The following is a 23,830-nucleotide window of genomic DNA, read 5'->3' on the forward strand; positions in this document are numbered from 1 at the left end:
TCGCCTTTTTTCATTTCCACGCCAAGATCAGATCCCGTACTGGGCCCGATAGGCTTCGACAGCTGGCAGGTGCTGCTTGAGCTGTGGATCGTCGGCCAGGAATTCCAGCACCTGGGTCAGCGAAACGATGCTGACGACCGGGATGCCGAAATCACGCTCGACCTCCTGGATCGCCGACAGCTCGCCGTTGCCACGCTCTTCGCGGTTCAGGGCGATCAGAACGCCAGCGGCCTTGGCCTGCTGGGCGTTGATGATCTGCATCACTTCGCGAATGGCGGTGCCAGCGGTGATCACGTCGTCGATGATCAGCACGTCACCGGCCAGCGGTGCACCGACCAGGCTGCCGCCTTCGCCGTGATCCTTGGCTTCCTTGCGGTTGAAGCACCATGGCACATCGAGCTGGTGTTGCTCGGCCAGAGCCACGGCAGTGGCTGCCGCCAGGGGAATACCCTTGTAAGCTGGGCCGAACAGCACGTCGAACGAGATCTTGCTATCGACGATGGCCGCCGCGTAGCAACGCCCCAGTTGCACCAGTGCAGAACCGGTATTGAACAGGCCGGCATTGAAGAAGTACGGGCTGGTACGCCCCGATTTCAGGGTGAACTCACCGAAGCGCAGAACCCCGCGATCGATGGCAAAACGAATGAAGTCGCGCTGATACGGCTGCATGAAGAGTCCCAGACACCACGGATTTAGCTAAATGAGTTGAGCTCGGGTATCATACACGCACGAGATTTTTGGGGCCATTTATGCGGATCATCAGTGTGAACGTAAATGGCATTCAGGCTGCAGCCGAGCGTGGATTGCTCAGCTGGCTGCAAGCCCAGAATGCCGACGTCATCTGCCTTCAGGATACCCGCGCCTCGGCCTTTGAACTCGACGACCCAGCTTTCCAGCTCGATGGCTATTTCCTTTACGCCTGCGACGCGGAGGTGCCAGCCCAAGGTGGCGTGGCACTGTACTCGCGGATGCAGCCCAAGGCAGTCATCACCGGCCTGGGCTTCGAGACAGCCGACCGTTACGGGCGTTACCTGCAAGCGGATTTCGACAAGGTAAGTATTGCTACCTTGCTGCTGCCTTCGGGCATGAACGGCGATGAGGACTTGAACCAGAAGTTCAAGTTGATGGACGACTTCGCCCGCTACCTGGACAAGCAGCGTCGCAAGCGTCGCGAGTACATCTACTGCGGCTCGCTGTACGTGGCGCAGCAGAAGCTCGACATCAAGAACTGGCGCGACAGCCAGCAGTCGCCAGGCTTCCTGCCGCCGGAGCGTGCGTGGATGGACGCAATCGTTGGCGACATGGGCTACGTCGACGCCCTGCGCGAAGTCAGCCGCGAAGGCGACCAGTACAGCTGGTGGCCAGACAACGAGCAGGCCGAGATGCTCAACCTGGGTTACCGGTTCGATTACCAGATCCTCACCCCAGGCTTGCGCCGCTTCGTGCGTAATGCCCGCCTGCCGCGCCAACCTCGGTTCTCCCAGCATGCGCCACTGATCGTGGACTACGACTGGACGCTGACCATCTAAAGCATGGGCTGCCTTGCAGCAGCCCATTCGCGGGTAAACCCGCTCCCACAGGATCTGCGCCGCTCTTGCGTGTGGCGCCTGCCTCTGGGAGCGGGTTTACCTGTGAATGAGCCTCAGAAAAACCTACTTGATCGGTCGCCAGATCAGCGGATAGCGATAAGGCTTGCCCTCGTTGGCCTTGACCCCTGCAAGGATGGCCAGGACCAGCACCGCCACCGTCAGGAGGGCGAACAGCACGATCCCCACCAGCACGAACATCAGCAGGAAGCAGATGAACCCTGCGATGGTCACGCTGATCTGGAAGTTAAGCGCCTCCTTGCCTTGCGCGTCGATGAAAGGATCCAGCTCACGCTTCCAGATCCACATCACCAGCGGACCCAGCAGGTGCCCAAGGGGCACCACCAGGCCCAGCAGCGCCGAGAGATGACAGAACATCGCCCACTGCCGGATCTCGGCGTTGGGTGGAGCGACCGGCAGGTCGTCAGGCTCGTTCATGTTCCATACCTCCTTGGCATACAGGTCAGTCGGCCAGCGACGCGTTCTGCAATTCGAAGATCTCGGTCATGCCCTTTTGGGCCAGGGCCAGCATGGCGTTGAAGTCTTCAGGCTGGAACGGGGCGCCTTCGGCGGTGCCCTGCACCTCGATGAAGCCACCGGCGCTGGTCATGACCACGTTCAGGTCGGTCTCGGCGGCCGAGTCTTCCAGGTAGTCCAGGTCGAGCACGGCCTCGCCCTGGTACATGCCCACCGAGACAGCAGCGATCATGTGCTTGAGCGGGTTGCCACCCTTGAGACCACCACGTTTCTTGATCACTGCCAAGGCGTCGCACAGCGCGACCATGGCACCGCTGATCGATGCGGTGCGGGTGCCGCCATCGGCCTGGATCACGTCGCAGTCGACGTAAAGGGTGACATCGCCCAACTTGCTCATGTCCAGCGCGGCGCGCAGGGAGCGGCCGATCAGGCGCTGGATCTCCAGGGTGCGACCGCCCTGCTTGCCACGGCTCGCCTCACGCTGGTTACGCTCGCCAGTGGAGCGCGGCAGCATGCCGTACTCGGCGGTCAGCCAACCCTGGCCCTGACCCTTGAGGAAGCGGGGAACACCATTTTCGACGCTGACCGTGCAGACGACCTTGGTGTCGCCGAACTCGACCAGTACCGACCCCTCGGCGTGCTTGGTGTAGTTGCGGGTGATGCGGATCGAGCGGAGCTGATCGGCGGCGCGACCACTTGGACGTTTCATCTGGGATACCTGTACCGGGACTTGAATCTGGCGAGCATTATAAGGCCCGCCGCCCTGGGAGGACATGCCTATTGTCGCGCTCCCGGCAGCCTGTCGTCTTTTCCCTCCGGCCCTGCGGGCTGTCTGTAACATGGGTGGATTGGGCGCCCGCACCGCACTGCGTTACAATCCCGCGCCTTGGCCGAAAGGCTTCCCCGTTCATTTCGACTTCGCGAGGTACTTTCCATGGTGCACAGCATGACCGCATTTGCTCGCGTCGAGCGCGCTGGCAGCCAAGGCACCCTGGCCTGGGAACTGCGCTCGGTCAACCACCGCTATCTGGAACCTCACCTGCGCCTGCCCGAAGCCCTGCGCGATCTGGAAGGTGCGGTACGCGAGGGCCTGCGCCAAGGGTTGTCGCGCGGCAAGGTCGAATGCACCTTGCGCCTGAGCGAAGACAACACCGGCAAGCCCCTGCAAGTCGATCGCGAGCGCGCCACACAACTGGTCGCCGCCGCCGAGACCGTCGCCGGCCTGATCAAACAGCCCGCACCGCTGAACCCGCTCGAAGTCCTGGCCTGGCCCGGCGTGCTGGTGGCAGATGCCAGCGATCCACAAGCCCTCAATGCCGAGGCCATGGCGCTGTTCGACGAGGCACTGGCCGAGCTCAAGGCTGGACGTCAGCGCGAAGGTCTGGAACTGGCCCGACTGATCAACGAACGGCTGGACGGCATGACCACTGAAGTCACCACCTTGCGCGCCTTGGTGCCACAGATGCTGGCCGCCCAGCGCCAGCGCATCCTCGACCGCTTCAATGATCTGCAGGCCGAACTCGACCCGCAGCGCCTGGAACAGGAGATGGTGCTGCTGGCCCAGAAGAGCGACGTGGCCGAAGAGCTGGATCGCCTGAGCACCCACATCACCGAAGTCCGTCGCGTGCTCAAGTCCGGCGGTGCAGCCGGTCGGCGCCTGGACTTCCTGATGCAGGAGCTCAATCGCGAGGCCAATACCCTGGGCTCCAAGGCGTTCGACCCACGCAGCACTCAGGCGGCGGTCAACCTCAAGGTGCTGATCGAACAGATGCGTGAACAAGTACAGAACATTGAGTAAGGCCACCCCTACCATGAACCACAGCAGCGGCACTCTCTACATCGTCTCGGCCCCTTCCGGCGCCGGCAAGACCAGCCTGGTCACAGCGCTGATCCAGGACGATCCACGCATCAGCGTTTCGGTTTCGCACACCACGCGCAACAAGCGCCCGGGCGAAGAGCACGGCGTGAACTACCACTTCGTCAGCCATGACGAGTTCAAAGCCCTGATCGAGCGCAACGACTTCCTTGAGCATGCCGAGGTGTTCGGTAATTTCTACGGCACTTCGCGCAGCGCGCTGCAACAGGCCCTCGACCAGGGACAGGACCTGATCCTGGAGATCGACTGGCAAGGTGCCCAGCAGGTACGCAAGCTGATGCCAGAAGCGCTGTCGGTGTTCATCCTGCCGCCGAGCCAGCAGGCCCTGCGCCAGCGTCTGGACAACCGCGGCCAGGACAGCGAAGAAATCATCGAAGGCCGCATGAAGGAAGCGGTCAGCGAGATGGTGCACTACGACGAGTACGACTACGTCATCATCAATGATGACTTCGCCGATGCACTGGAAGACCTCAAGGCAGTGTTCCGCGCGAACCGCAATGAGGATTCGCAGGCTGCGCAGCGCGCCGAGGCGCTCAAGCTACAGCAGCAACAACAGCGCCACGGGGCGCTGCTCAAGCAATTGATCGGCTGAAAAAAAGGGGCTGCGTTCGCAGCCCCTTTTCATTAATCCTGCAGTTGCAGGTTGGCCTGCTGGCGCAAAGTCGCGCCCAGGAAGTAGGCCGGTGCACGCCTGCGTGACAGCACCATCAACACGATCCCCAGCGCCGAGATGATCGCCGCGATCACGAATACCAGACCAAGTCCGGCGACGTGCGAGCCGCTGCCGAAGTCCGGCGAAGCACTGTCGATCGCAGTGCGCACGAAGATGACCGACAGGATCACCCCTCCCACCAGCGGGCACAGGCCGCGCATGAAGAAGTGACGCAGGCTGCTGAACAGGCTGTGGCGGAAGTACCAGACACAGGCATAGGCCGTCAGCGAATAGTAGAAGCAGATCATCATGCCCAGCGCAGTGATGGTGTCAGCCAGCACGTTCTCGCTCAGGGTGCGCATGGTCACGTAGAACAGACCAGCAGCGACACCGGCGCAGATCGTGGCATAGCGTGGGGTCTGCGAACGCGGGCAGACGCTGGCAAAGCGCTGCGGCACAGCACCGTAGTAACCCATCGCGAGCAGGGTCCGCGCCGGCGACACGAAGGTCGACTGCAAGGACGCGGCGGTGCTCGCCAGCACGGCGATGGACATCAGGATCGCCAAAGGCCCCATGACCGGACCGGCCAGGTGTGCAAAGACGTTCTCCTGGATACGCGGGTTGCCCAGGCCCAGGCCAACATCGCTGATCCCAGCGAACTGCAGGGTGGCGATGGCGGTGACCAAGTACAGACCCAGGATCAGCAACACCGTCCAGGTGGCCGCCTTGCCCGGAACTTCGTCACTGCCGATCGACTCTTCGCTCACGGTCAGACACACGTCCCAACCCCAGAAGATGAAGATAGACAACGACAAACCTGCGGCGAACGCCGAGAAAGACTCCACGCCAAACGGGTTGAACCAGGCCAGGTCGAATGCCAGCGGTGGCGGTGCGGTGGTTTCGCTGAAAGCGGCGAACGCAAAGCCGATCAGCACCAGCAACTGCAAAGCCACCAGGCCATACTGCACGGTCATTGTGGTGCCCATGCCGCGGCAGCAGATCCACACCGCCAGGGCGATGAACACACAACATGTGGAGATGTTCACCAACAAGTTGTCCGCCAACGCCGCCAGCTCATGCTGGCCGGTGATCTGCGCAATGAACAGGTAGAAGAAATCGACGGCCACACCCGCCAGGTTGGACAACACGATGGTGGTGGCCACAACCAGCCCCCAGCCACCGATCCAGCCGATCATCGGCCCGAAGGCCCGTGCCGACCAAGTAAACGAGGTGCCACTGTCCGGCTCCGCGGCATTGAGCTCGCGATAGCCCAGCGCGACCAGCAGCATGGGCAGGAAGCCAACGATGAAAACGGCGGGAAGGTGGGCACCCACCTCACGCACGGTGGGGCCAAGGGCACCGGTCAGGGTATAGACAGGGGCAATCGTGGAGATGCCCAGTACAACGCTGGCCAGCAGGCCCAAACGGCCTTTTGCCAGGCCTTTGCTGGCGCGCTGGGTGTTGCCTGCGTCGGTCGCCGCATCGGGTGGGCGGCCGGCTTCAGTGTATTCGCTCATGAGTCTTTGCCGTAACTATTGGTATTGTTTTCACGGGCCTTGCGAACAAGGCCCGCTTTCACTCATTGAAAGCTGTTGCAGGGAGCGGGTCATCCAAGACCTTCGGGTAACGTCAGAGTGTTTTCTGGCCTGAACCCTCCCGTGCAGCGTGGGCAATGCAGGCCTCACGGAATGCCTGGAACAGACTCCGGGAAACCGGGTTTTCGGCGAAACGCCATTCCGGGTGCCACTGCACACCGAGCACGAAACCCGGTGCATCAGGCATGGACACCGCTTCGATCAGGCCATCCGGGGCCCTTGCTTCGACACGCAGGCCAGGGGCCAGACGATCGATGCCCTGGCTGTGCAGCGAGTTGACCTCGAACTGCGCAGCCAGGCCCAAGCGCTCGAACAACCCTCCCGGCGTAACGCCGACGGGGTGTCGAGGGCTGTATTGCACCTCAAGCGGTGCGTCCTCAGGTTCTCGGTGATCCAGGTAGCCAGGCAACTCCTGCACGCGCTGGTGCAGGGTGCCGCCAAGGGCGACGTTCAGTTCCTGGAAACCACGGCAGATGCAGAACACCGGTATACCGGCGGCAATGGCTGCCTGCAGCAACGGCAAGGTCAGGCGGTCACGCGCGGTGTCGTGCCGGGTCCCTTCCGCGCTGGGGGCGCCATTGTAATGATGCGGCTCGACATTAGAAGGCGAGCCGGTAAAAAGAATGCCATCGAGCCGAGCCAGCAGCGCCTGTGTGTCGCTGCCGCCGTCACGGGCCGGCAAGATCAGCGGCAGCCCCGCGAAGCCGGCCGCCTCCACGTACTTGTCGCCCACTGTGTGCGACGAGTTCTTCCCCACCTGCTGGCGGCAGGCGCTGACACCGATCAGAGGGACCGCATTTGCGCTCATGGGCTTATACCGTGTGCAGGTACCAGTTGTACTCGAGGTCGGAGATCGACACTTCGAACTCGGCCAGCTCGCTTTCCTTGCAGGCCACGAAGATATCGATGTAGTCCGGGCTGATGTATTGGTTGAGGACTTCGCTGTCGTCCAGCGCACGCAAGGCATCGCGCAGGTTGTTCGGCAGGCTCTGCTCCAGCTGCTCGTACGAGTTGCCTTCGATCGGCTCACCCGGCTCGACCTGGTTGGTCAGACCGTGGTGGATACCTGCCAGGATGGCGGCGAGCATCAGGTACGGGTTGGCGTCGGCACCGGCCACACGGTGCTCGATGCGTACGTTCTCGCTGCTGTCGGTCGGCACGCGCAGGGCGACAGTGCGATTGTCCAGACCCCAGCTCGGTGCATTCGGCACGTAGAATTGCGCGCCGAAGCGGCGGTAGGAGTTGATGTTCGGGCAGAGAAACGCCATCGATGCCGGCATGGTTTCCAGCACACCGCCGATGGCGTGGCGCAGCGCATCGCTCTGGAGCGGGTCTTCGTTGGCGAAGATGTTCTTTCCGGTCTTCTTGTCCAGCAGCGAGATGTGCACATGCAGGCCATTGCCCGCCTGGCCCGGGTAAGGCTTGGCCATGAAGGTGGTGTCCATTTCATGGTCGTAGGCGATGTTCTTGATCAGGCGCTTGAGCAGGATCGCGTAGTCACAGGCCTTGAGTGGGTCGGCCACGTGATGCAGGTTGACCTCGAACTGGGCCGGGGCGCTTTCCTTGACGATGGCGTCGGCCGGAATGCCTTGCTCCTTGGCCGCTTCCAGCATGTCCTGCAGGCAGTCGGCGTACTCGTCCAGGTCGTCGATCAGGTACACCTGGGTCGACTGCGGGCGCTTACCGGAGATCGGTGAGCGCGGCGGCTGCGGGCGACCGTTGAGGTTGTCCTGGTCGATCAGGTAGAACTCAAGCTCGAAGGCTGCGCAGATATCCAGGCCCAGTTCGTCGAATTTGGCGACTACCTGGCGCAGCACTTCGCGCGGGTCGGCGAAGAACGGGGCGCCGTCCAGCTCGTGCATGGTCATCAGCAGTTGTGCAGTAGGACGCTTCTGCCAAGGCTCGTCGGACAAAGTGCCAGGAATCGGGTAGCAGATGCGATCGGCATCGCCGATATCCAGGCCAAGGCCGGTGCTCTCCACGGTCGAACCGTTGATATCCAGGGCAAACAACGACGCCGGCAGATTGATGCCTTTCTCGTATACCTTGTGCAGACTGGCGCGCTCGATGCGCTTGCCGCGTACCACACCATTCATGTCGGAAATCAGCAGATCGACGAACTGCGTGTCCGGATGAGCCTCTAGGAATTCATTCATCTCGCTGGAAGAACTGGCGCACGGGATTACCGACGTCATGGCTGTACATCCTTTGATTCGGGGCGGCGATGTGGAGGGAGACTGCTGGCGCCTCGCGGGCGGCGATGGTTGCTACTGTTGTTCTTTTCACTGTCCCATCGTGGGGATAGGGTGCGACCCGGTGTGCATTGATTCCCGGGGGCCGTTCCACTATAAAATGGCCTCAACGCAACAGACATTGGCATTTCGGCAAGCAGAGCGTGCATCGATGCAATATCAGATTACCCATGCCGACCTTTCCCTGGTCCTGGCCCTGGAACGCGGTCGATCACTGGCCAAGGCCGCCGAACTGCTCAAGGTAGACGTCTCGACGGTGTTCCGCTCGATTCGCCGACTGGAGTCGGCGCTGGGCACAGCGTTGTTCGTCAAGAGCCGCAAAGGCTACCTGCCCACCGATACCGCCCAGGCCCTGGCAGAGCAGGCCGAGCGCGCCGAGCAGGCGCTCGATGCCGCGCGCATCGCACTGACCAGCGGGGAACAGGTGGTCAGCGGTACCGTTCGTCTGACCTGCACCGAAGCCGTGATGCACAGCCTGCTACTGCCAGCGCTGGCCGATTTCATGTCGAACTACCCTGCCCTGTCGCTGGAATTGGGCACCTCCAACACGTTCGCCAACCTCAGTCGACGCGATGCCGACATCGCCCTGCGCCTGACCAACACACCGCCCGAGCACCTTGTCGGCCGCTGCCTGGGCTCCACGTCCTACGTGGTTTGCGGCCAGCCCCAGTGGCGCGAGCGCCTGGGCGAGTCGCACAGCAGCGTACCGTGGATCGCCCCGGACGATTCGATGCAGGACCACCCCACGGTGGTCTGGCGCAACCAGCAGTACCCGGGCCTCAATCCACGCTATCAGTGCAGCAGCATGTCGACCATCGCCCAACTCGTGAGCACCGGCCTCGGCGTAGCCGCATTACCAGACTACATGGTCGATGCGCTGCCCGAGGTCGAGGCCCTGAGCGGCCCTCTGCCTGGCTGCGACACCCAGCTGTGGCTGCTGACCCGCCCGGATTGCCGGGCCCTGCGCTCGGTCCAGACCTTGTTCGAAGAGTTGACCCCACGTCTGCGCGACGCCATGTTGTGAGAACGCGCCATGCAGGCTTGTGCGCAGTCCCTGCCTCCCGTTATCGTCAGAGTCAAGCGTGCCGGTGTCTGCACCGGCGCTTTCGCGGGCAAGCCCGCGCCCTCAAGGGACAACGTCGCGTCTCTGCGGGGTTCCGCGAAGCAGCCAACATAGTCCGGACAGACCACCACCTGACAAAACAGCGCTTCCCTATTGGCTGGTGATTTTTTAAACTATCGAGTCCGCCTGCCCACTCTGGGCTGCACGCCTAACGCATTTGCTACTGAGGAAGACCATGGCCCGCGTAACTGTTGAAGACTGCCTGGAACACGTGGATAACCGCTTCGAGCTGGTCATGCTCTCGACCAAGCGCGCCCGTCAGCTGGCCACCGGCGGCAAAGAGCCGCGCGTTGCATGGGAAAACGACAAACCGACCGTCGTTGCCCTGCGCGAAATCGCTGAAGGTATCGTCACGCCTGAGTTCATCGCCGCCGAAGAGATCGTCACCGAAGATCCGGTCTTCGCAGCGTTCGAGGACGAGAACAACGAGGCTGTCTGATCCATGCCTGGTCGACATCGTGCGGCACAAGGCCTTCTCTCTCGGCCGGAGGTGAACCCATGCCGGGTATAGAAGCCCTCGCCGAACGGCTGTCGACCTACCTCGGCCCCGACCAGGTCAACCTGGTCCGCCGGGCCTATTTTTACGCCGAACAGGCGCACGATGGCCAACGCCGCCGCAGCGGCGAGCCCTACGTGACCCATCCGCTGGCCGTGGCCAGCATCCTGGCCGACATGCACATGGACCATCAGAGCCTGATGGCCGCCATGCTGCACGATGTGATCGAAGACACCGGCATCGCCAAGGAAGCCCTCTGCCAGCAATTCGGCGAGACCGTCGCCGAACTGGTCGACGGGGTCAGCAAGCTGACCCAGATGAACTTCGAGACCAAGGCCGAAGCCCAGGCCGAAAACTTCCAGAAGATGGCCATGGCCATGGCCCGCGACATCCGCGTGATCCTGGTCAAACTGGCCGACCGCCTGCACAACATGCGCACCCTGGAAGTGCTCTCTGGCGAAAAACGCCGGCGCATCGCCAAGGAAACCCTCGAGATCTACGCCCCCATCGCCAACCGGCTGGGCATGCACAACGTGCGCGTGGAGTTCGAAGACCTCGGTTTCAAGGCGATGCACCCGATGCGCTCCTCGCTGATCCACCGCGCCGTCAAGAGCGCCCGTGGCAACCGCAAGGAAATCGTCGCCAAGATCGAACAGTCGCTGGCCAACTGCCTGGCCGCGGACGGCATCGAGGGCGAGGTCAGCGGCCGGCAGAAACACCTCTATGGCATCTACAAGAAGATGCGCGGCAAGCGCCGCGCCTTCAACGAGATCATGGACGTGTATGCCTTCCGCATCATCGTCGACAAGGTCGACACCTGCTACCGCGTGCTCGGCGCCGTACACAACCTGTACAAGCCGCTGCCTGGCCGCTTCAAGGACTACATCGCGATCCCCAAGGCCAACGGCTACCAGTCGCTGCATACGACGCTGTTCGGCATGCATGGCGTACCCATCGAGATCCAGATCCGCACCCGCGAAATGGAAGAGATGGCCAACAACGGGATCGCTGCGCACTGGCTGTACAAGTCCAACGAGGACGAACAGCCCAAGGGCAACCATGCCCGCGCCCGCCAGTGGGTCAAGGGCATCCTCGAGTTGCAGCAACGCGCCGGCAACTCCCTGGAGTTCATCGAAAGCGTCAAGATCGATCTGTTCCCGGACGAAGTATACGTCTTCACGCCCAAGGGCCGGATCATGGAGCTGCCCAAAGGCTCCACCGCCGTCGACTTCGCCTACGCGGTGCACACCGACGTCGGCAACAGCTGCATCGCCTGCCGTATCAATCGCCGCCTGGCACCGCTGTCCGAGCCACTGCAAAGTGGCTCGACGGTAGAGATCGTCAGCGCGCCGGGTGCTCGCCCGAATCCCGCGTGGCTCAATTTCGTGGTCACCGGCAAGGCGCGCACCCATATTCGCCATGCACTCAAACAGCAGCGCCGGTCCGAGTCGATCAGCCTGGGCGAACGCCTGCTGAACAAGGTCCTTACCGGCTTCGACAGCAGCCTGGAGAAGATTGCGCCGGAGCGCATCCAGTCCATCCTCAGCGAGTACCGCCTAGAGCTGCTCGAGGATCTGCTCGAAGACATCGGCCTGGGAAACCGCATGGCCTACGTCGTGGCCCGTCGCCTGTTGTCCGCCGAAGGCGAGCAACTGCCCGCGCCAGAAGGCCCGCTGGCCATCCGTGGCACCGAAGGCCTGGTGCTCAGCTACGCCAAGTGCTGCACCCCGATCCCTGGCGACCCGATCGTCGGCCACCTGTCGGCGGGCAAAGGCATGGTCGTGCACCTGGAAAACTGCCGCAACATTAGTGAAATCCGCCACAACCCAGAAAAATGCGTACAGCTTTCCTGGGCCAAGGACATCACCGGCGAATTCAATGTCGAATTGCGTGTCGAGCTGGAGCACCAGCGTGGCCTGATCGCCCTGCTGGCCAGCAGCGTCAACGCCGCCGATGGCAATATCGAAAAAATCAGCATGGACGAACGCGACGGCCGTATCAGCGTGGTCCAACTGGTGGTCAGCGTGCGCGATCGCGTGCACCTGGCCCGCGTGATCAAGAAGTTGCGTACCCTGACCGGCGTGGTCCGCATCACCCGCATGCGTACGTAGTCCGTCAACCAAGGAGTCATCATGACCAAGACCGTCATCAACAGCGACAAGGCCCCAGCCGCCATCGGCACCTACTCCCAGGCGATCAAGGCCGGCAACACCGTGTACATGTCCGGCCAGATCCCGCTGGACCCGAAAACCATGGAACTGGTCGAGGGCTTCGAAGCCCAGACCGTCCAGGTCTTCGAGAACCTCAAGGCCGTCGCCGAAGCCGCTGGCGGTTCGTTCAAGGACATCGTCAAGCTGAACATCTTCCTCACCGACCTGAGCCACTTCGCCAAGGTCAACGAGATCATGGGCCGTTACTTCGAGCAGCCTTACCCAGCGCGCGCCGCTATCGGCGTTGCCGCTCTGCCGAAAGGCTCCCAGGTCGAGATGGACGCGATCCTGGTCATCGAGTGATGCCTCCGGTGGCGGGCGCCCTGCCCGTCACCTTCCCTGCCCCAAGGTTCTACACCATGCGCCATGCCCTGCCCCTTGCACTGGCAGCCCTGCTCCTGGGCGGCTGTGCCAGTCACAAGCCCGAAGACTACAACGGCACCTGGATCAACCAGGACGCCATCGATGCCGCCGACGGTGGCAGCCTGCACCAAGCCCTGAGCCAAAAGGGCCCGGTACTTGAATGGAAAATCGACACCGCCAACCAGCAAGCCAGCTACAGCAACGGCTTCGAGGCAGTCGATGGTTACCTGAGCGCCAAGGAAGACCAGTGGCAGGCCAGCTTCACAGGTGGTCAGACCGAGCAACTGAGCCTCAGTGGCGACAAACTGCGCGTCACCTCGCAAACCGGCGACAAACAGACCTTCGTGAAGGCGCCGGCAGCTCCCGCCAACGCACCGCTTGGCAGCAGCTTTGAAAAGGCGCTGTACACCGCCTATCTGGGCGGCGAATGGAAGATCGTCGAGGGCCCGGGCAAAGGTGCAACGGTGCGCTTCGCCGACAACGGCAGCGTGACCGGCCTGCCCAATCTCGATCGCTATGCCCTGTGCCTGGCGGGCGATTGCGCCGACATGGGCGGCGGCAACGACAGCCTGTGGCTGGAGCGCAACCAACGCGGCGCGCCGTGGGTATTCAAGCGCGATGGCGACACGCTGGAGATCTTCCAGGCCGTAAACCATGCGCAGCCGGATGAAAAGCCACAGTTGGCAGCCGGGAAGCGCCAGTGGGTGCTGGAGCTCAACTGAACACCGTCCCTGTGGGAGCGGGCGTGCCCGCGAACACCGGCGAAGCCGGTGCCATACCCCGCGTTGCATTCTTCGCGGGCAAGCCTGCTCCCACAGAGATTCGCATCAACTCCGAGTATCAGCTTTTCCCTTCCAGGATGGCCGCATAGCCTTCCCTGTAACTCGGATACGCCGGCGCCCAGCCCAATGACCGCGCCCGGGCATTACTGCAGCGCTTGCTACCGGTACGCCGCACGCGTTGCTCGTCCGACCATTCACTCACACCCATGTACTCGCGCAACCAGCCGACGACCTCGGCCAAGGGCGCAGGGTCGTCGTCGACGCCGATATAACAGTCGTCCAGCGCCTCTCCCCGGGCATCGGCTTGCAACAGGAACGCGATCAGCCCCGCGGCATCCTCGGCGTGAATGCGGTTACCGTACAGCGGAGGCGTCTCGGCCACGCGGTAGCCCTGGCGCACCTGGCTTAGCAGCCATTCGCGCCCAGGCCCATAGATGCCGGTCAGACGAACGATGGTGGCTGGCAGCCCACTGTGCAGCGCCAGCTGCTCGGCCTCCAGCATTACCCGCCCCGAATAGCCTAGGGGCTCGGTGACCGCGCGCTCGTCGATCCATTCGCCATCGACCTGCCCATACACGCTGCTGCTGGACACGAACACTACCCGCCGTGGCCGCTGCCCACGCTCCGCCAGCCAGCCCAACACATGGCGTAACCCTTCGACATATGCGGCTCGGTAGCCAGCCTCATCGTGCTGGCTGGCGGCCACGCAATACACCAGGTAATCAGGCGACCCTGCAGGCCAGGCTGCGGGAATGGTCGCTTCGGACAGGTCGGCGGCAACCGGCAGTACCCCCGCAGGCAACTGCCCAACCGAACGTCGCAGCCCACTGACCCGCCAGCCTTGGTCAAGTAGCTGGCGAGCCAAGCGACCGCCGACATCACCACAACCTACGATCACTACGGACGGTTCTGACATCTCTCAACTCCCTGCGCCAATGGTTCACGCTAGCCGGACTAATCGATAGGCGGCTAGACGATGGTTAAAAAAGGCAACATTATTACTTCTGCTAACAAGAATTACTTGCAATAATGGCGCCCTATTTGTTCTCGGCCTGCCTCGAGGCCTTGGAGAACGTCACCTCATTTTCTTCATCAGGTCCGGCCAGCATGACACGTACTCAACCCTCCGCTTCGCCAACCACATCGCGCGCATGGCGCGCCATCGCCGCGCTGACTCTCAGCCTGGTGCTGGCCCCAGCCGCCATGGCCGATGAGCCTGCCACCCCGTCCACCAATACCCCGGCTGCGGCGACCGCACCGGCAGCACCTGCCGCCCCGGCCGCGGCCGGTGAAGCCCAGACCCCTGCCGATGCTGCCAATGCTCAGGCACCTGCGGACGAAAACGTTCAGGCCCTGGTCGAAGACACCTCCCTGGGCATGGCCCACGACCTGTCTCCTTGGGGCATGTACAAGAACGCCGACGTAGTCGTCAAAGCCGTGATGATCGGCCTGGCCATCGCCTCGCTGATCACCTGGACCATCTGGATCGCCAAGGGCTTCGAGCTGATGGGCGCCAAGCGTCGCCTGCGTGGCGAGGTCGCCCTGCTGAAGAAAGCCGCCAGTCTCAAGGATGCCAGCGACGTCGCCAACAAGGCAGGCACCCTGGCCCACACCTTGGTCCATGATGCGCTGGACGAAATGCGCCTCTCGGCCAATGCCCGCGAGAAGGAAGGCATCAAGGAGCGTGTCAGCTTCCGCCTGGAGCGTCTGGTCGCCGCCAGCGGTCGCAGCATGAGCACCGGCACCGGCGTCCTCGCCACTATCGGCTCCACCGCCCCATTCGTGGGTCTGTTCGGTACCGTCTGGGGCATCATGAACAGCTTCATCGGTATCGCCAAGACCCAAACCACCAACCTGGCCGTGGTCGCCCCCGGCATCGCCGAAGCCCTGCTGGCCACCGCCCTGGGCCTGGTCGCGGCCATTCCGGCCGTGGTCATCTACAACGTCTTCGCCCGCTCCATCGCTGGCTACAAGGCCCAGGTCTCCGATGCCTCGGCCCAGGTACTGCTGCTGGTCAGCCGCGACCTGGACCACCAGGGTGGCGAGCGCGCCGCCCCGCACATGGTGAAAGTGGGGTAAGCCATGGGCCTGCATCTCAACGAAGGTGGCGACGATCTCGCCGAGAACCACGAAATCAACGTCACGCCCTTCATCGACGTCATGCTGGTGCTGCTGATCATCTTCATGGTCGCCGCTCCCCTGGCCACCGTCGACATCAAGGTCGACTTGCCCGCCTCCACCGCCAAACCGGCACCGAGGCCTGAGAAGCCGGTGTTCGTCAGCGTCAAGACCGACAAGAAGCTCTATGTCGGTGATGACGAGGTGGCTCAGCGTGATCAGCTCGGCACGATGCTCGATGCCAAGACCAAGGGCGACAAGGAAACCACGATCTTCTTCCAGGCCGACAAGGGAGTTGATTACGGCGACCTGATGGAAGTCATGAACACCATGCGCGCCGCCGGCTACCTCAAGGTCGGCCTGGTCGGTCTAGAAACGGCAGCCAAGCAATGACAACGACACGGTCCAACCTGGCGCGCTACGGCGTCAGCCTGGCGATCGTGCTGAGCGTGCACGTGCTGGCAGTGCTGCTGACCCTGAACTGGTCGGTGCCCCAGGCCGTGGAACTGCCGCCAGCGGCCATGATGGTCGAGCTGGCGCCGCTGCCCGCACCGGCGCCACCACCACCGCCCAAGGCCGCACCACAGCCGCCAGCACCGGTTGAAGAAGCGCCGCTGCCCAAGCTGGTGGAAGCGCCCAAGCCGAAGATCGCCATCCCAAAGCCGCCCAAGCCCAAGGCCAAGCCTCAACCGCCCAAGCCTGAGAAGAAGCCCGAGCCGCCAAAGGATCTGCCACCGGCCAAGGAAGAAGTCGCGGACACACCGCCAAGCAACACGCCACCGCAAAAATCGGCGGCACCGGCACCGAGCATCGCGTCCAACAGCAATGCCCTGCCGACCTGGCAGAGCGACTTGCTGCGTCACCTGGCCAAATACAAGCGGTACCCGGAGGACGCTCGCCGCCGCGGCCTGCAAGGTATCAACCGGCTGCGTTTCGTGGTCGACGCCGAGGGCAAGGTGCTGTCGTTCGCGCTGGCCGGTGGTTCGGGCAGCGCAGCGCTGGACCGGGCGACCCTGGAGATGATCCGCCGGGCACAACCAGTGCCCAAGCCGCCGAAGGAATTGCTGAACAATGGTCAGATCGAAGTTGTAGCGCCGTTCGTCTACTCGCTGGACCGTCGCTGATACTTTTGTTTCTGTCACAAAACAGCAAGTCTGATAACGTGCGTCTATCGATTGCAGCCGCTATGCTGGGGCCGCAACTTCATGGACGCACGTTATGACCCTTACAGAATTACGCTACATCGTCACACTCGCCCAGGAGCAGCATTTCGGCCACGCCGCCGAGCGTTGCCATGTCAGCCAGCCGACCCTGTCGGTTGGTGTGAAGAAACTCGAGGACGAGCTTGGCGTGCTGATCTTCGAGCGCAGCAAGAGCGCGGTGCGCCTGACCCCGGTCGGCGAAAGCATCGTTGCCCAAGCGCAGAAGGTCCTGGAGCAGGCCCAGGGTATTCGCGAACTCGCCCAGGCCGGCAAGAACCAGCTCACCGCACCGCTCAAGGTCGGTGCCATCTATACCGTCGGTCCCTACCTCTTCCCGCACCTCATTCCGCAGCTGCACCGGGTCGCCCCGCAGATGCCGCTGTACATCGAAGAGAACTTCACTCACGTGCTGCGCGAGAAGCTGCGCAATGGTGAGCTGGACGCCGTGATCATCGCCCTGCCGTTCAACGAAGCCGACGTGCTGACGCTGCCGCTGTACGACGAGCCGTTCTACGCGCTGATGCCCGCCGATCACCCCTGGACCGCCAAGAAGACCATCGACACGGCCATGCTCAATGACAAGAGCCTGCTGCTGCTCGGCGAAGGTCACTGCTTCCGCGACCAGGTACTGGAGGCCTGCCCGACCATCAACAAGGGTGGCGAAGGCTCCAAGCACACCACGGTCGAATCCAGCTCGCTGGAAACCATCCGCCACATGGTCGCCTCCGGCCTTGGCGTGTCGATCCTGCCGCTGTCGGCCGTACACAGCCACCATTACGCCCCGGGCGTGATCGAAGTACGCCCGCTCACGGCGCCTTCGCCATTCCGCACCGTGGCCATCGCCTGGCGCGCCAGCTTCCCGCGGCCCAAGGCCATCGAGATCCTCGCCGACTCGATCCGCCTCTGCTCGGTAGCCAAGCCGCCTGCGGAAAAATCGGCCTGACCCATGACCGAGCTGTCGACTCTCCCGGTCACCACCCTCAAGGGTGTCGGCGAGGCCATGGCCGAGAAGCTGGCCAAAGTGGGTCTGGAGAACCTCCAAGACCTGCTGTTCCACCTGCCGCTGCGCTACCAGGACCGAACCCGCGTGGTGCCTATCGGGGCTTTGCGCCCAGGCCAGGATGCGGTGATCGAAGGGGTGGTCAGCGGTGCCGACGTGACCATGGGCAAGCGTCGCAGCCTGGTGGTGCGCCTGGGGGACGGCACCGGCGTGCTGAGCCTGCGCTTCTACCATTTCAGCAATGCCCAGAAGGAAGGCCTCAAGCGTGGCACCCATTTGCGCTGCTACGGCGAGGCCCGCCCCGGTGCCTCAGGGCTGGAGATCTATCACCCGGAGTACCGCGCGCTCAATGGCAGTGAACCCGCGCCGCCCGTCGAACAGACCCTGACGCCGATCTATCCGAGCACCGAAGGTCTGACCCAACAACGGCTGCGCCTGCTGTGCCAGCAGAGCCTGGCCATGCTCGGCCCGCGCAGCCTGCCAGATTGGCTGCCCGACGAATTGGCCCGGGATTACCATCTGGCGCCGCTGGACGATGCGATCCGCTACCTGCACAACCCACCTGCCGACGCTGACCTCGACGAACTCGCCGAAGGCCAGCATTGGGCCCAGCATCGCCTGGCCTTCGAAGAGCTGCTGACCCATCAACTTTCCCAGCAACGCCTGCGTGAAAGCCTGCGCGCCCTGCGTGCCCCGGTACTGCCCAAGGCTAGCCGTCTGCCGGCCCAGTATCTGGCCAACCTGGGCTTCAGCCCCACCGGCGCGCAGCAACGCGTCGGCAACGAGATCGCCTACGACCTTAGCCAGCCAGAGCCAATGATGCGTCTGGTTCAGGGCGACGTGGGCGCTGGCAAGACCGTGGTCGCCGCCCTCGCCGCCTTGCAGGCCCTGGAAGCCGGCTATCAGGTGGCCCTGATGGCGCCCACCGAGATTCTCGCCGAGCAGCACTACCTGACCTTCAAACGCTGGCTCGAGCCCTTGGGCATCGAGGTGGCCTGGCTGGCTGGCAAGCTCAAGGGCAAGGCCCGCGCCAGCGCCCTGGAACAGATCGCCAGCGGCGTGCCGATGGTGGTCGGCACCCATGCGCTGTTCCAGGAGGAAGTGAAATTCCGCCGCCTGGCCCTGGCGATCATCGACGAGCAACACCGGTTTGGCGTCCAGCAGCGCCTGGCCTTGCGCCAAAAAGGCGTAGACGGCGCGCTCTGCCCGCACCAGTTGATCATGACCGCCACCCCGATTCCTCGTACGCTGGCCATGAGCGCATATGCCGACCTGGACACCTCGATCCTCGACGAACTACCCCCTGGCCGTACCCCGGTCAACACCGTGCTGGTGGCTGACAGCCGGCGCTTCGAAGTGGTCGAGCGGGTCCGCGCGGCCTGCGCCGAAGGACGCCAGGCGTATTGGGTCTGCACCCTGATCGAAGAGTCGGAGGAACTGACCTGCCAGGCGGCCGAAAGCACCTTTGAGGAACTGGGCAGCGCCCTGGGCGAGCTACGGGTCGGCCTGATCCACGGGCGCATGAAACCGGCGGAAAAAGCCGCGGTGATGGCCGAGTTCAAGGCCGGCAACCTTCAGTTGCTGGTGGCGACCACCGTGATCGAAGTTGGCGTGGACGTCCCCAATGCCAGCCTGATGATCATCGAGAACCCCGAGCGCCTGGGCCTTGCCCAGTTGCACCAGCTACGTGGCCGGGTGGGCCGGGGCAGCGCGGTCAGCCATTGCGTGCTGCTCTATCACCCGCCTCTGTCGCAGATCGGCCGCGAACGCCTGGGCATCATGCGCGAAACCAACGACGGCTTCGTCATCGCCGAGAAAGACCTGGAACTGCGCGGCCCCGGCGAAATGCTCGGTACCCGCCAGACCGGCCTGCTGCAGTTCAAGGTGGCCGACCTGATGCGCGACGCGGACCTGCTCCCTGCCGTGCGTGATGCAGCCCAGGCCTTGCTGGCCCGTTGGCCCGGCCATGTCAGCCCACTGCTGGATCGCTGGCTGCGCCATGGCCAGCAGTACGGACAGGTGTGATACCGATCACGAAATGCACCCAAACCCGCGAGGCTGTTTTGCAGCCTCACGCTGCCTGGGCCACCATCGACGCATAATGGATCCAGTTGTCGCGCTGGATGGTTATACTCCGCGTTTAAAAGAAAACCTTGGACTCAGACCATGACTGAAGTTGCCCTGGATACTTCGACCCCACACGCACCCTCTGTCATTCGGCTGTTGCTCGACAAGCTCGGCGTGCCGTACCGCGAAGTGCCCGAGCATGCAAGGTTGCCGGCCGACGCACGAGTCCAGGCCATTCTTCTCGACGACGAAGTCGGCGCCTTGATGGTGCTGTTCCCGCAGAGCCAGTTGCTGGACCTGAACCGCCTGGCCGAACTCACCGGCCGCAAGCTGGTGGCCGTACCCGTCGCACGCCTCGCGCACATGCTCGACAAGCATGCCCTCAAGACCCTGCCGGGGATCCCGGCACTGACCAGCTACCCGTGCCTCTATGAAGCCAGCCTGCTGAAAGTCGACAACCTGCTGATCCAGTCTGGGGAGCCCGGCTTGCTGCTGGAGATTCCACGCGATGCGTTCAAAGGCATGTTGAACAAAGCCAGCGCAGGCAACTTCGGCGAACAGACCCACGACATCCGCCCCAACCTTGACCGACCGGATGATGACCCCAAGGAAATCACCCAGGCCGTTCAAGCCTTTACCGCACGCCGCATCCAGCAACGCCTGGAACAGACCATCGAGATCCCACCACTGGCGGACACCGCGCAGAAGATCATCAAACTGCGCGTCGACCCCAATGCCAGCATCGATGACATTACCGGCGTAGTGGAAACCGACCCCGCTCTGGCCGCCCAAGTGGTCAGTTGGGCGGCATCGCCTTATTACGCCTCACCCGGCAAGATCCGTTCAGTGGAAGACGCCATCGTTCGCGTGCTGGGCTTCGACCTGGTGATCAACCTCGCCCTGGGCCTGGCGCTGGGCAAGACCTTGAGCCTGCCCAAGGATCACCCACAACAAGCCACGCCCTACTGGCAACAGTCGATCTACACCGCCGCGGTGATCGAAGGCCTGACCCGCGCCATGCCTCGGGCCGAACGTCCGGAGGCAGGGCTGACCTACCTTGCGGGCCTTCTGCACAACTTCGGCTATCTGTTGCTGGCACATGTGTTTCCGCCGCACTTCTCGCTGATCTGCCGCCACCTGGAGGTCAACCCGCACCTGTGCCACACCTATGTGGAGCAACACCTGCTGGGTATCAGCCGCGAACAGATCGGCGCCTGGCTGATGAAGCTGTGGGACATGCCCGAGGAGCTGTGCACGGCGCTGCGCTTCCAGCACGACCCGAGCTACGAGGGTGAGAACTCGGCGTTCCCCAACCTGGTGTGCCTGGCGATTCGCCTGTTGCGTGCACGCGGCATCGGTTCGGGCCCTCAGGAGGAGATCCCCGAGGCCCTGCTGGAACGGCTGAACCTGACCCGGGAAAAGGCCGACGATGTGGTGAACAAGGTGCTGGAGGCGGAGGCCTTGCTGCGCGAACTGGCCTCGCAGTTCCACGCCCCGCAGTAAACGCACCGGCCTATTCGCGGGTCCCCCCCCACCTGGCCCACGGCAGCCCTGTGGAAGCGGGTTTACCCGCGAAGAAGACACCACCGGGCAAGACCGTTGCTCCCACTCAGGTATAGGCCGAATCAGCCCTTCTTCTTGGGCTTGAGGTATTTCATCAGGCCTTGGAACCAGATGACCAAGGCCGGATTACCCTTGATCTGAATGCTCTTGTCCTGAATCCCCTGCATGAAGGCCAGTTGCTTGTTGCTGGCCTGGAGCGTCGCGAAACCGTACGCGGCGTCCTTGAAGGCGATGGCGAAGGCCGGCTGCGGGTGCAGGCCCCCTTTGCTGCTGACACGCTCACCGCTGACGATGAAATGCCGGCCGATCCGACCATCGAGCGTCTGCATCTGGAACACCAGCTCCTTGTCGCGCAATTGTTGCTGGAACGCCGGATTGTTGCGGCTGGCCCTGGCCATCAGCAGGCCCATGGCCCAGAGCAGGAAGCGAAACTTCATCAACACGCCTCGACTAAAAAGTGACTGAGCGGCGCAGTTTATCCTTTTATCGGTCGCGAAATACAAATCTGCTGTTTCGACGATTTTCCAGGCGTCTGAATGTACAACGGGCGCCCAAGGCGCCCGTTTGGATAACTGCTGTTATCGGTAATGGATCATTTGCCTTTCTTGGCAGGCTTGGCGGGCTGATTGATGCTGTCGCGCAGGTTCTTGCCAGGCTTGAAGGCAACGGTGTTGCTGGCTTTGATCTTGACGGGTTGACCGGTCTGCGGGTTCTTGCCGGTGCGGGCGCCACGATGACGTTTTTCAAAAGTACCGAAACCGACCAGGGTGACAGTGTCCTTGTCCAGCGCACCGGTGATGCTGTCGAGGATCGCATTCAAGACCTGGTTGGCCTTTTCCTTGGTCAGGTCGGCCTTTTCGGCGATAACAGCGGCGAGTTCTGGTTTACGCATAGTGAAGCCTCTTGTACGGGATTTCTTGTTGTTATTGCCGTGCTGCTTCGCGAAGCAGCGTTCAAGGCACCGCAGGCTCTAATCTGCGGCAGACGGGAGTGAGAATGGCACGCTCACCGAAGCCGCGCCAGTACTTGGGTGGCCATTGTCGCGCCAAGAACAGGGCATACCCGACAGAGCGCCAGCCATTTACGCCATCAGGGGCGGTAACTGCCGATTCAGTGCCAGCTTCTCCATCACCGCCGCCCCGGTCAGCGCATAGCCCAGCAATTGGCCAGCAGCATCGCGGCAGAGCACCTTGAGGTCAGCGCCCTGCCCCTCGACCTGCCAAACGCCTTCACGCCCTGGTGGAGGCGGCGAAACCACCAGCGGGCAGGCTGGCGTCTTGACGGTCACAGGCATCGGCCCATAGGCAACAGCGGTAGGGTTGCCAGCGAGGGTCTGGGCCAAGGCCCGGGCGCAGGTCATCAACGGCATGACATAGAGCAGGTTGATACCGTCGACCTCGGCGCAATCACCCAGGGCGAAGATGTTGTCGTGGGACGTACGCAACTGCCGGTCCACCACCACACCCCGGTTCGTCTGCAGGCCCGCGGCAGCGGCAAGGTCTGTGCGCGGACGCAGCCCGATGGCCGATACCACCAGGTCGCAGGCGATCGCCCGGCCATCGGACAGGTGCGCCTGCAGACCTTGCTCGTCACGCTGCAGACGGGTCAGCACTGGCCCCAGGTGAAAGCGCACGCCCAGCCCTTCCAGGCCTGCCTGCACCGCACCGGCCGCAGCCGGGTGCAGCAAGGTTGGCATCACCTGCTCACAAGGTGCGACCACATCGACCTCGAAGCCGCCAAGGCTCATGTCATTGGCGAACTCGCAACCGATCAGACCTGCACCGAGTATCAGCACCCGGCGCTTGCCTGCTGCGGCGGCGCGAAAGCGCGCATAGTCCTCGAGGTCATTGATCGGGAAGACCAGCTCGGGCGCATCGCCCTCGATCGGCACCTGCACGGTCTGAGCACCCCACGCCAGGACGAGGTCGCGGTACTCGACGGCCTCTTCCCCGATCCACAGACGCTTGTGGCCTGGGTCGATACCACTGATGGTGGTATGGGTGCGGATCTCGGCCTTGAGCTGCTCGGCCATGGCGCCAGGCTCGGCCATGCACAGGCCATCGGCATCCTTCTGCTTGGCAAAGCCGGTGGAAAGCATGGGCTTGGAGTAGGAGCGACCGTCGTCGGCGGTGATCAGCAACAACGGCGTGTCGCCGTCGAGTTTGCGAAACTCGCGGGCCAGGTTGTAGCCGGCAAGGCCGGTACCGATGATCACCACAGGGGACGTCATGTCGTGCTCCTCTCGCTGAACAGGGGGGTGATCAGCCAATGGCGATCATTTCAAAGTCACTCTTGCCAACGCCACAGTCGGGGCACAGCCAGTCTTCCGGCACGTCTTCCCAGCGAGTGCCCGGGGCGATGCCGTCGTCTGGCCAGCCTTCGGCCTCGTCGTAGATCAGGCCACAGACAATGCACTGCCACTTCTTCATGGGGTCTTTCCTCGGTACAGGCTCAGGCGTTCGTCACAG

25 protein-coding genes are annotated in these 23,830 nt (G+C 63.0%); 14 read left to right on the plus strand and 11 right to left on the minus strand.

Annotated features, from left to right (window positions below; genetic code table 11):
* Positions 1-27 precede the first annotated feature (27 nt).
* Positions 28-669 (minus strand): orotate phosphoribosyltransferase, encoded by a 642-nt coding sequence (gene pyrE / locus IEC33019_RS26655; RefSeq protein WP_070094706.1) that lies wholly within the window; start codon positions 667-669, stop codon positions 28-30.
* An 80-nt stretch (positions 670-749) separates the two neighbouring features.
* On the opposite strand from pyrE, the gene IEC33019_RS26660 reads away from it, so the two are divergent.
* Positions 750-1,529, plus strand: coding sequence for an exodeoxyribonuclease III (locus IEC33019_RS26660; protein WP_043212963.1), 780 nt, complete (start codon positions 750-752; stop codon positions 1,527-1,529).
* Between the two features lie 123 nt (positions 1,530-1,652).
* Here IEC33019_RS26660 and IEC33019_RS26665 read toward each other — a convergent pair whose 3' ends face one another.
* Both IEC33019_RS26665 and rph read right to left on the minus strand, forming a co-directional pair.
* A complete protein-coding gene (locus tag IEC33019_RS26665) occupies positions 1,653-2,024 on the minus strand; it encodes a DUF4870 domain-containing protein (protein WP_070094707.1) in 372 nt (123 codons plus the stop codon).
* 25 nt (positions 2,025-2,049) lie between these two features.
* Entirely contained in the window at positions 2,050-2,772 is a 723-nt protein-coding gene (gene rph / locus IEC33019_RS26670; RefSeq protein ID WP_070094708.1) for a ribonuclease PH, read from the minus strand.
* A gap of 225 nt (positions 2,773-2,997) precedes the next feature.
* On the opposite strand from rph, the gene IEC33019_RS26675 reads away from it, so the two are divergent.
* Complete coding sequence (locus IEC33019_RS26675) at positions 2,998-3,861, plus strand: YicC/YloC family endoribonuclease (RefSeq protein WP_070094709.1); 864 nt, start codon at positions 2,998-3,000, stop codon at positions 3,859-3,861.
* A gap of 13 nt (positions 3,862-3,874) precedes the next feature.
* Positions 3,875-4,531 (plus strand): guanylate kinase, encoded by a 657-nt coding sequence (gmk, locus tag IEC33019_RS26680; RefSeq protein ID WP_070094710.1) that lies wholly within the window; start codon positions 3,875-3,877, stop codon positions 4,529-4,531.
* Positions 4,532-4,563: 32 nt separating this feature from the next.
* Here the strand turns inward: gmk and IEC33019_RS26685 are convergent, their stop codons facing one another.
* From IEC33019_RS26685 to IEC33019_RS26695, 3 genes are all read right to left on the minus strand, one after another.
* Positions 4,564-6,108 carry an APC family permease gene (locus IEC33019_RS26685; protein WP_070093382.1) on the minus strand — a complete coding sequence of 515 codons (1,545 nt, stop codon included), beginning with the start codon at positions 6,106-6,108 and terminating at the stop codon, positions 4,564-4,566.
* Between the two features lie 112 nt (positions 6,109-6,220).
* Positions 6,221-6,994, minus strand: a complete 774-nt coding sequence (locus IEC33019_RS26690) for a gamma-glutamyl-gamma-aminobutyrate hydrolase family protein (RefSeq protein WP_099594092.1) — start codon at positions 6,992-6,994, stop codon at positions 6,221-6,223.
* A gap of 4 nt (positions 6,995-6,998) precedes the next feature.
* Positions 6,999-8,381 carry a glutamine synthetase family protein gene (locus tag IEC33019_RS26695; protein WP_070093384.1) on the minus strand — a complete coding sequence of 461 codons (1,383 nt, stop codon included), beginning with the start codon at positions 8,379-8,381 and terminating at the stop codon, positions 6,999-7,001.
* 208 nt (positions 8,382-8,589) lie between these two features.
* On the opposite strand from IEC33019_RS26695, the gene IEC33019_RS26700 reads away from it, so the two are divergent.
* The 5 genes from IEC33019_RS26700 (at position 8,590) to IEC33019_RS26720 (ending at position 13,352) form a co-directional block, all read left to right on the plus strand.
* Entirely contained in the window at positions 8,590-9,462 is an 873-nt protein-coding gene (locus tag IEC33019_RS26700; RefSeq protein WP_070093385.1) for a LysR family transcriptional regulator, read from the plus strand.
* 274 nt (positions 9,463-9,736) lie between these two features.
* Positions 9,737-10,000 carry a DNA-directed RNA polymerase subunit omega gene (rpoZ, locus tag IEC33019_RS26705; RefSeq protein WP_008091595.1) on the plus strand — a complete coding sequence of 88 codons (264 nt, stop codon included), beginning with the start codon at positions 9,737-9,739 and terminating at the stop codon, positions 9,998-10,000.
* 59 nt (positions 10,001-10,059) lie between these two features.
* The gene (spoT, locus tag IEC33019_RS26710) at positions 10,060-12,168 is read left to right on the plus strand and encodes a bifunctional GTP diphosphokinase/guanosine-3',5'-bis pyrophosphate 3'-pyrophosphohydrolase (RefSeq protein WP_070093386.1); all 2,109 of its coding nucleotides are present in this window, start codon (positions 10,060-10,062) and stop codon (positions 12,166-12,168) included.
* A gap of 21 nt (positions 12,169-12,189) precedes the next feature.
* On the plus strand, positions 12,190-12,570 hold the full coding sequence (locus tag IEC33019_RS26715) for a RidA family protein (protein WP_043209898.1): 381 nt from the start codon (positions 12,190-12,192) through the stop codon (positions 12,568-12,570).
* A 56-nt stretch (positions 12,571-12,626) separates the two neighbouring features.
* On the plus strand, positions 12,627-13,352 hold the full coding sequence (locus tag IEC33019_RS26720) for a hypothetical protein (RefSeq protein ID WP_070093443.1): 726 nt from the start codon (positions 12,627-12,629) through the stop codon (positions 13,350-13,352).
* A gap of 118 nt (positions 13,353-13,470) precedes the next feature.
* Here the strand turns inward: IEC33019_RS26720 and IEC33019_RS26730 are convergent, their stop codons facing one another.
* Entirely contained in the window at positions 13,471-14,328 is an 858-nt protein-coding gene (locus IEC33019_RS26730) for an NAD-dependent epimerase/dehydratase family protein (RefSeq protein ID WP_070093387.1), read from the minus strand.
* 191 nt (positions 14,329-14,519) lie between these two features.
* Between IEC33019_RS26730 and exbB the strand changes: the two genes are divergently transcribed.
* The 6 genes from exbB to IEC33019_RS26760 all read left to right on the plus strand — a co-directional run bounded on the left by exbB (position 14,520) and on the right by IEC33019_RS26760 (position 21,302).
* Positions 14,520-15,491, plus strand: coding sequence for a tonB-system energizer ExbB (exbB, locus tag IEC33019_RS26735; protein ID WP_070093444.1), 972 nt, complete (start codon positions 14,520-14,522; stop codon positions 15,489-15,491).
* Between the two features lie 3 nt (positions 15,492-15,494).
* Positions 15,495-15,923 carry a TonB system transport protein ExbD gene (gene exbD, locus IEC33019_RS26740; protein WP_070093388.1) on the plus strand — a complete coding sequence of 143 codons (429 nt, stop codon included), beginning with the start codon at positions 15,495-15,497 and terminating at the stop codon, positions 15,921-15,923.
* The gene (locus tag IEC33019_RS26745) at positions 15,920-16,654 is read left to right on the plus strand and encodes an energy transducer TonB (protein ID WP_070093389.1); all 735 of its coding nucleotides are present in this window, start codon (positions 15,920-15,922) and stop codon (positions 16,652-16,654) included. Before exbD ends, IEC33019_RS26745 begins: the two co-directional genes overlap by 4 nt.
* Before the next feature lie 94 nt (positions 16,655-16,748).
* Positions 16,749-17,675: a hydrogen peroxide-inducible genes activator gene (locus IEC33019_RS26750; RefSeq protein ID WP_043209907.1), complete on the plus strand. Its 927-nt coding sequence runs from the start codon at positions 16,749-16,751 to the stop codon at positions 17,673-17,675.
* Positions 17,676-17,678: 3 nt separating this feature from the next.
* A complete protein-coding gene (recG, locus tag IEC33019_RS26755) occupies positions 17,679-19,757 on the plus strand; it encodes an ATP-dependent DNA helicase RecG (protein WP_070093390.1) in 2,079 nt (692 codons plus the stop codon).
* A gap of 141 nt (positions 19,758-19,898) precedes the next feature.
* Positions 19,899-21,302: an aminoacyl-tRNA deacylase and HDOD domain-containing protein gene (locus IEC33019_RS26760; RefSeq protein WP_070093391.1), complete on the plus strand. Its 1,404-nt coding sequence runs from the start codon at positions 19,899-19,901 to the stop codon at positions 21,300-21,302.
* A 122-nt stretch (positions 21,303-21,424) separates the two neighbouring features.
* On the opposite strand, the gene IEC33019_RS26765 is transcribed toward IEC33019_RS26760, so the two are convergent.
* The 4 genes from IEC33019_RS26765 to IEC33019_RS26780 form a co-directional block, all read right to left on the minus strand.
* On the minus strand, positions 21,425-21,799 hold the full coding sequence (locus tag IEC33019_RS26765; RefSeq protein WP_070093392.1) for a helicase: 375 nt from the start codon (positions 21,797-21,799) through the stop codon (positions 21,425-21,427).
* Positions 21,800-21,954: 155 nt separating this feature from the next.
* Entirely contained in the window at positions 21,955-22,254 is a 300-nt protein-coding gene (locus IEC33019_RS26770) for an HU family DNA-binding protein (protein WP_070093393.1), read from the minus strand.
* 189 nt (positions 22,255-22,443) lie between these two features.
* The gene (locus tag IEC33019_RS26775; RefSeq protein WP_070093394.1) at positions 22,444-23,592 is read right to left on the minus strand and encodes an NAD(P)/FAD-dependent oxidoreductase; all 1,149 of its coding nucleotides are present in this window, start codon (positions 23,590-23,592) and stop codon (positions 22,444-22,446) included.
* Positions 23,593-23,623: 31 nt separating this feature from the next.
* Positions 23,624-23,791 (minus strand): rubredoxin, encoded by a 168-nt coding sequence (locus IEC33019_RS26780; protein ID WP_011536423.1) that lies wholly within the window; start codon positions 23,789-23,791, stop codon positions 23,624-23,626.
* Between the last annotated feature and the right edge of the window lie 39 nt (positions 23,792-23,830).

This window comes from Pseudomonas putida, assembly GCF_002741075.1.
GTDB classification, from domain to species: Bacteria; Pseudomonadota; Gammaproteobacteria; order Pseudomonadales; family Pseudomonadaceae; genus Aquipseudomonas; species Aquipseudomonas putida_T.

Bases quoted from the DNA above. Each gene is read 5' to 3' on its own strand.
- rph (WP_070094708.1), bottom strand. From the start codon at position 2,772: ATGAAACGTCCAAGTGGTCGCGCCGCCGATCAGCTCCGCTCGATCCGC.
- IEC33019_RS26780 (WP_011536423.1), bottom strand. From the start codon at position 23,791: ATGAAGAAGTGGCAGTGCATTGTCTGTGGCCTGATCTACGACGAGGCC.
- IEC33019_RS26765 (WP_070093392.1), bottom strand. From the start codon at position 21,799: ATGAAGTTTCGCTTCCTGCTCTGGGCCATGGGCCTGCTGATGGCCAGG.
- exbD (WP_070093388.1), top strand. From the start codon at position 15,495: ATGGGCCTGCATCTCAACGAAGGTGGCGACGATCTCGCCGAGAACCAC.
- IEC33019_RS26770 (WP_070093393.1), bottom strand. From the start codon at position 22,254: ATGCGTAAACCAGAACTCGCCGCTGTTATCGCCGAAAAGGCCGACCTG.
- IEC33019_RS26730 (WP_070093387.1), bottom strand. From the start codon at position 14,328: ATGTCAGAACCGTCCGTAGTGATCGTAGGTTGTGGTGATGTCGGCGGT.
- recG (WP_070093390.1), top strand. From the start codon at position 17,679: ATGACCGAGCTGTCGACTCTCCCGGTCACCACCCTCAAGGGTGTCGGC.
- exbB (WP_070093444.1), top strand. From the start codon at position 14,520: ATGACACGTACTCAACCCTCCGCTTCGCCAACCACATCGCGCGCATGG.
- pyrE (WP_070094706.1), bottom strand. From the start codon at position 669: ATGCAGCCGTATCAGCGCGACTTCATTCGTTTTGCCATCGATCGCGGG.
- IEC33019_RS26675 (WP_070094709.1), top strand. From the start codon at position 2,998: ATGGTGCACAGCATGACCGCATTTGCTCGCGTCGAGCGCGCTGGCAGC.
- IEC33019_RS26700 (WP_070093385.1), top strand. From the start codon at position 8,590: ATGCAATATCAGATTACCCATGCCGACCTTTCCCTGGTCCTGGCCCTG.
- spoT (WP_070093386.1), top strand. From the start codon at position 10,060: ATGCCGGGTATAGAAGCCCTCGCCGAACGGCTGTCGACCTACCTCGGC.
- IEC33019_RS26745 (WP_070093389.1), top strand. From the start codon at position 15,920: ATGACAACGACACGGTCCAACCTGGCGCGCTACGGCGTCAGCCTGGCG.
- rpoZ (WP_008091595.1), top strand. From the start codon at position 9,737: ATGGCCCGCGTAACTGTTGAAGACTGCCTGGAACACGTGGATAACCGC.
- IEC33019_RS26685 (WP_070093382.1), bottom strand. From the start codon at position 6,108: ATGAGCGAATACACTGAAGCCGGCCGCCCACCCGATGCGGCGACCGAC.
- IEC33019_RS26660 (WP_043212963.1), top strand. From the start codon at position 750: ATGCGGATCATCAGTGTGAACGTAAATGGCATTCAGGCTGCAGCCGAG.
- gmk (WP_070094710.1), top strand. From the start codon at position 3,875: ATGAACCACAGCAGCGGCACTCTCTACATCGTCTCGGCCCCTTCCGGC.
- IEC33019_RS26690 (WP_099594092.1), bottom strand. From the start codon at position 6,994: ATGAGCGCAAATGCGGTCCCTCTGATCGGTGTCAGCGCCTGCCGCCAG.
- IEC33019_RS26760 (WP_070093391.1), top strand. From the start codon at position 19,899: ATGACTGAAGTTGCCCTGGATACTTCGACCCCACACGCACCCTCTGTC.
- IEC33019_RS26750 (WP_043209907.1), top strand. From the start codon at position 16,749: ATGACCCTTACAGAATTACGCTACATCGTCACACTCGCCCAGGAGCAG.
- IEC33019_RS26720 (WP_070093443.1), top strand. From the start codon at position 12,627: ATGCGCCATGCCCTGCCCCTTGCACTGGCAGCCCTGCTCCTGGGCGGC.
- IEC33019_RS26695 (WP_070093384.1), bottom strand. From the start codon at position 8,381: ATGACGTCGGTAATCCCGTGCGCCAGTTCTTCCAGCGAGATGAATGAA.
- IEC33019_RS26715 (WP_043209898.1), top strand. From the start codon at position 12,190: ATGACCAAGACCGTCATCAACAGCGACAAGGCCCCAGCCGCCATCGGC.
- IEC33019_RS26665 (WP_070094707.1), bottom strand. From the start codon at position 2,024: ATGAACGAGCCTGACGACCTGCCGGTCGCTCCACCCAACGCCGAGATC.
- IEC33019_RS26775 (WP_070093394.1), bottom strand. From the start codon at position 23,592: ATGACGTCCCCTGTGGTGATCATCGGTACCGGCCTTGCCGGCTACAAC.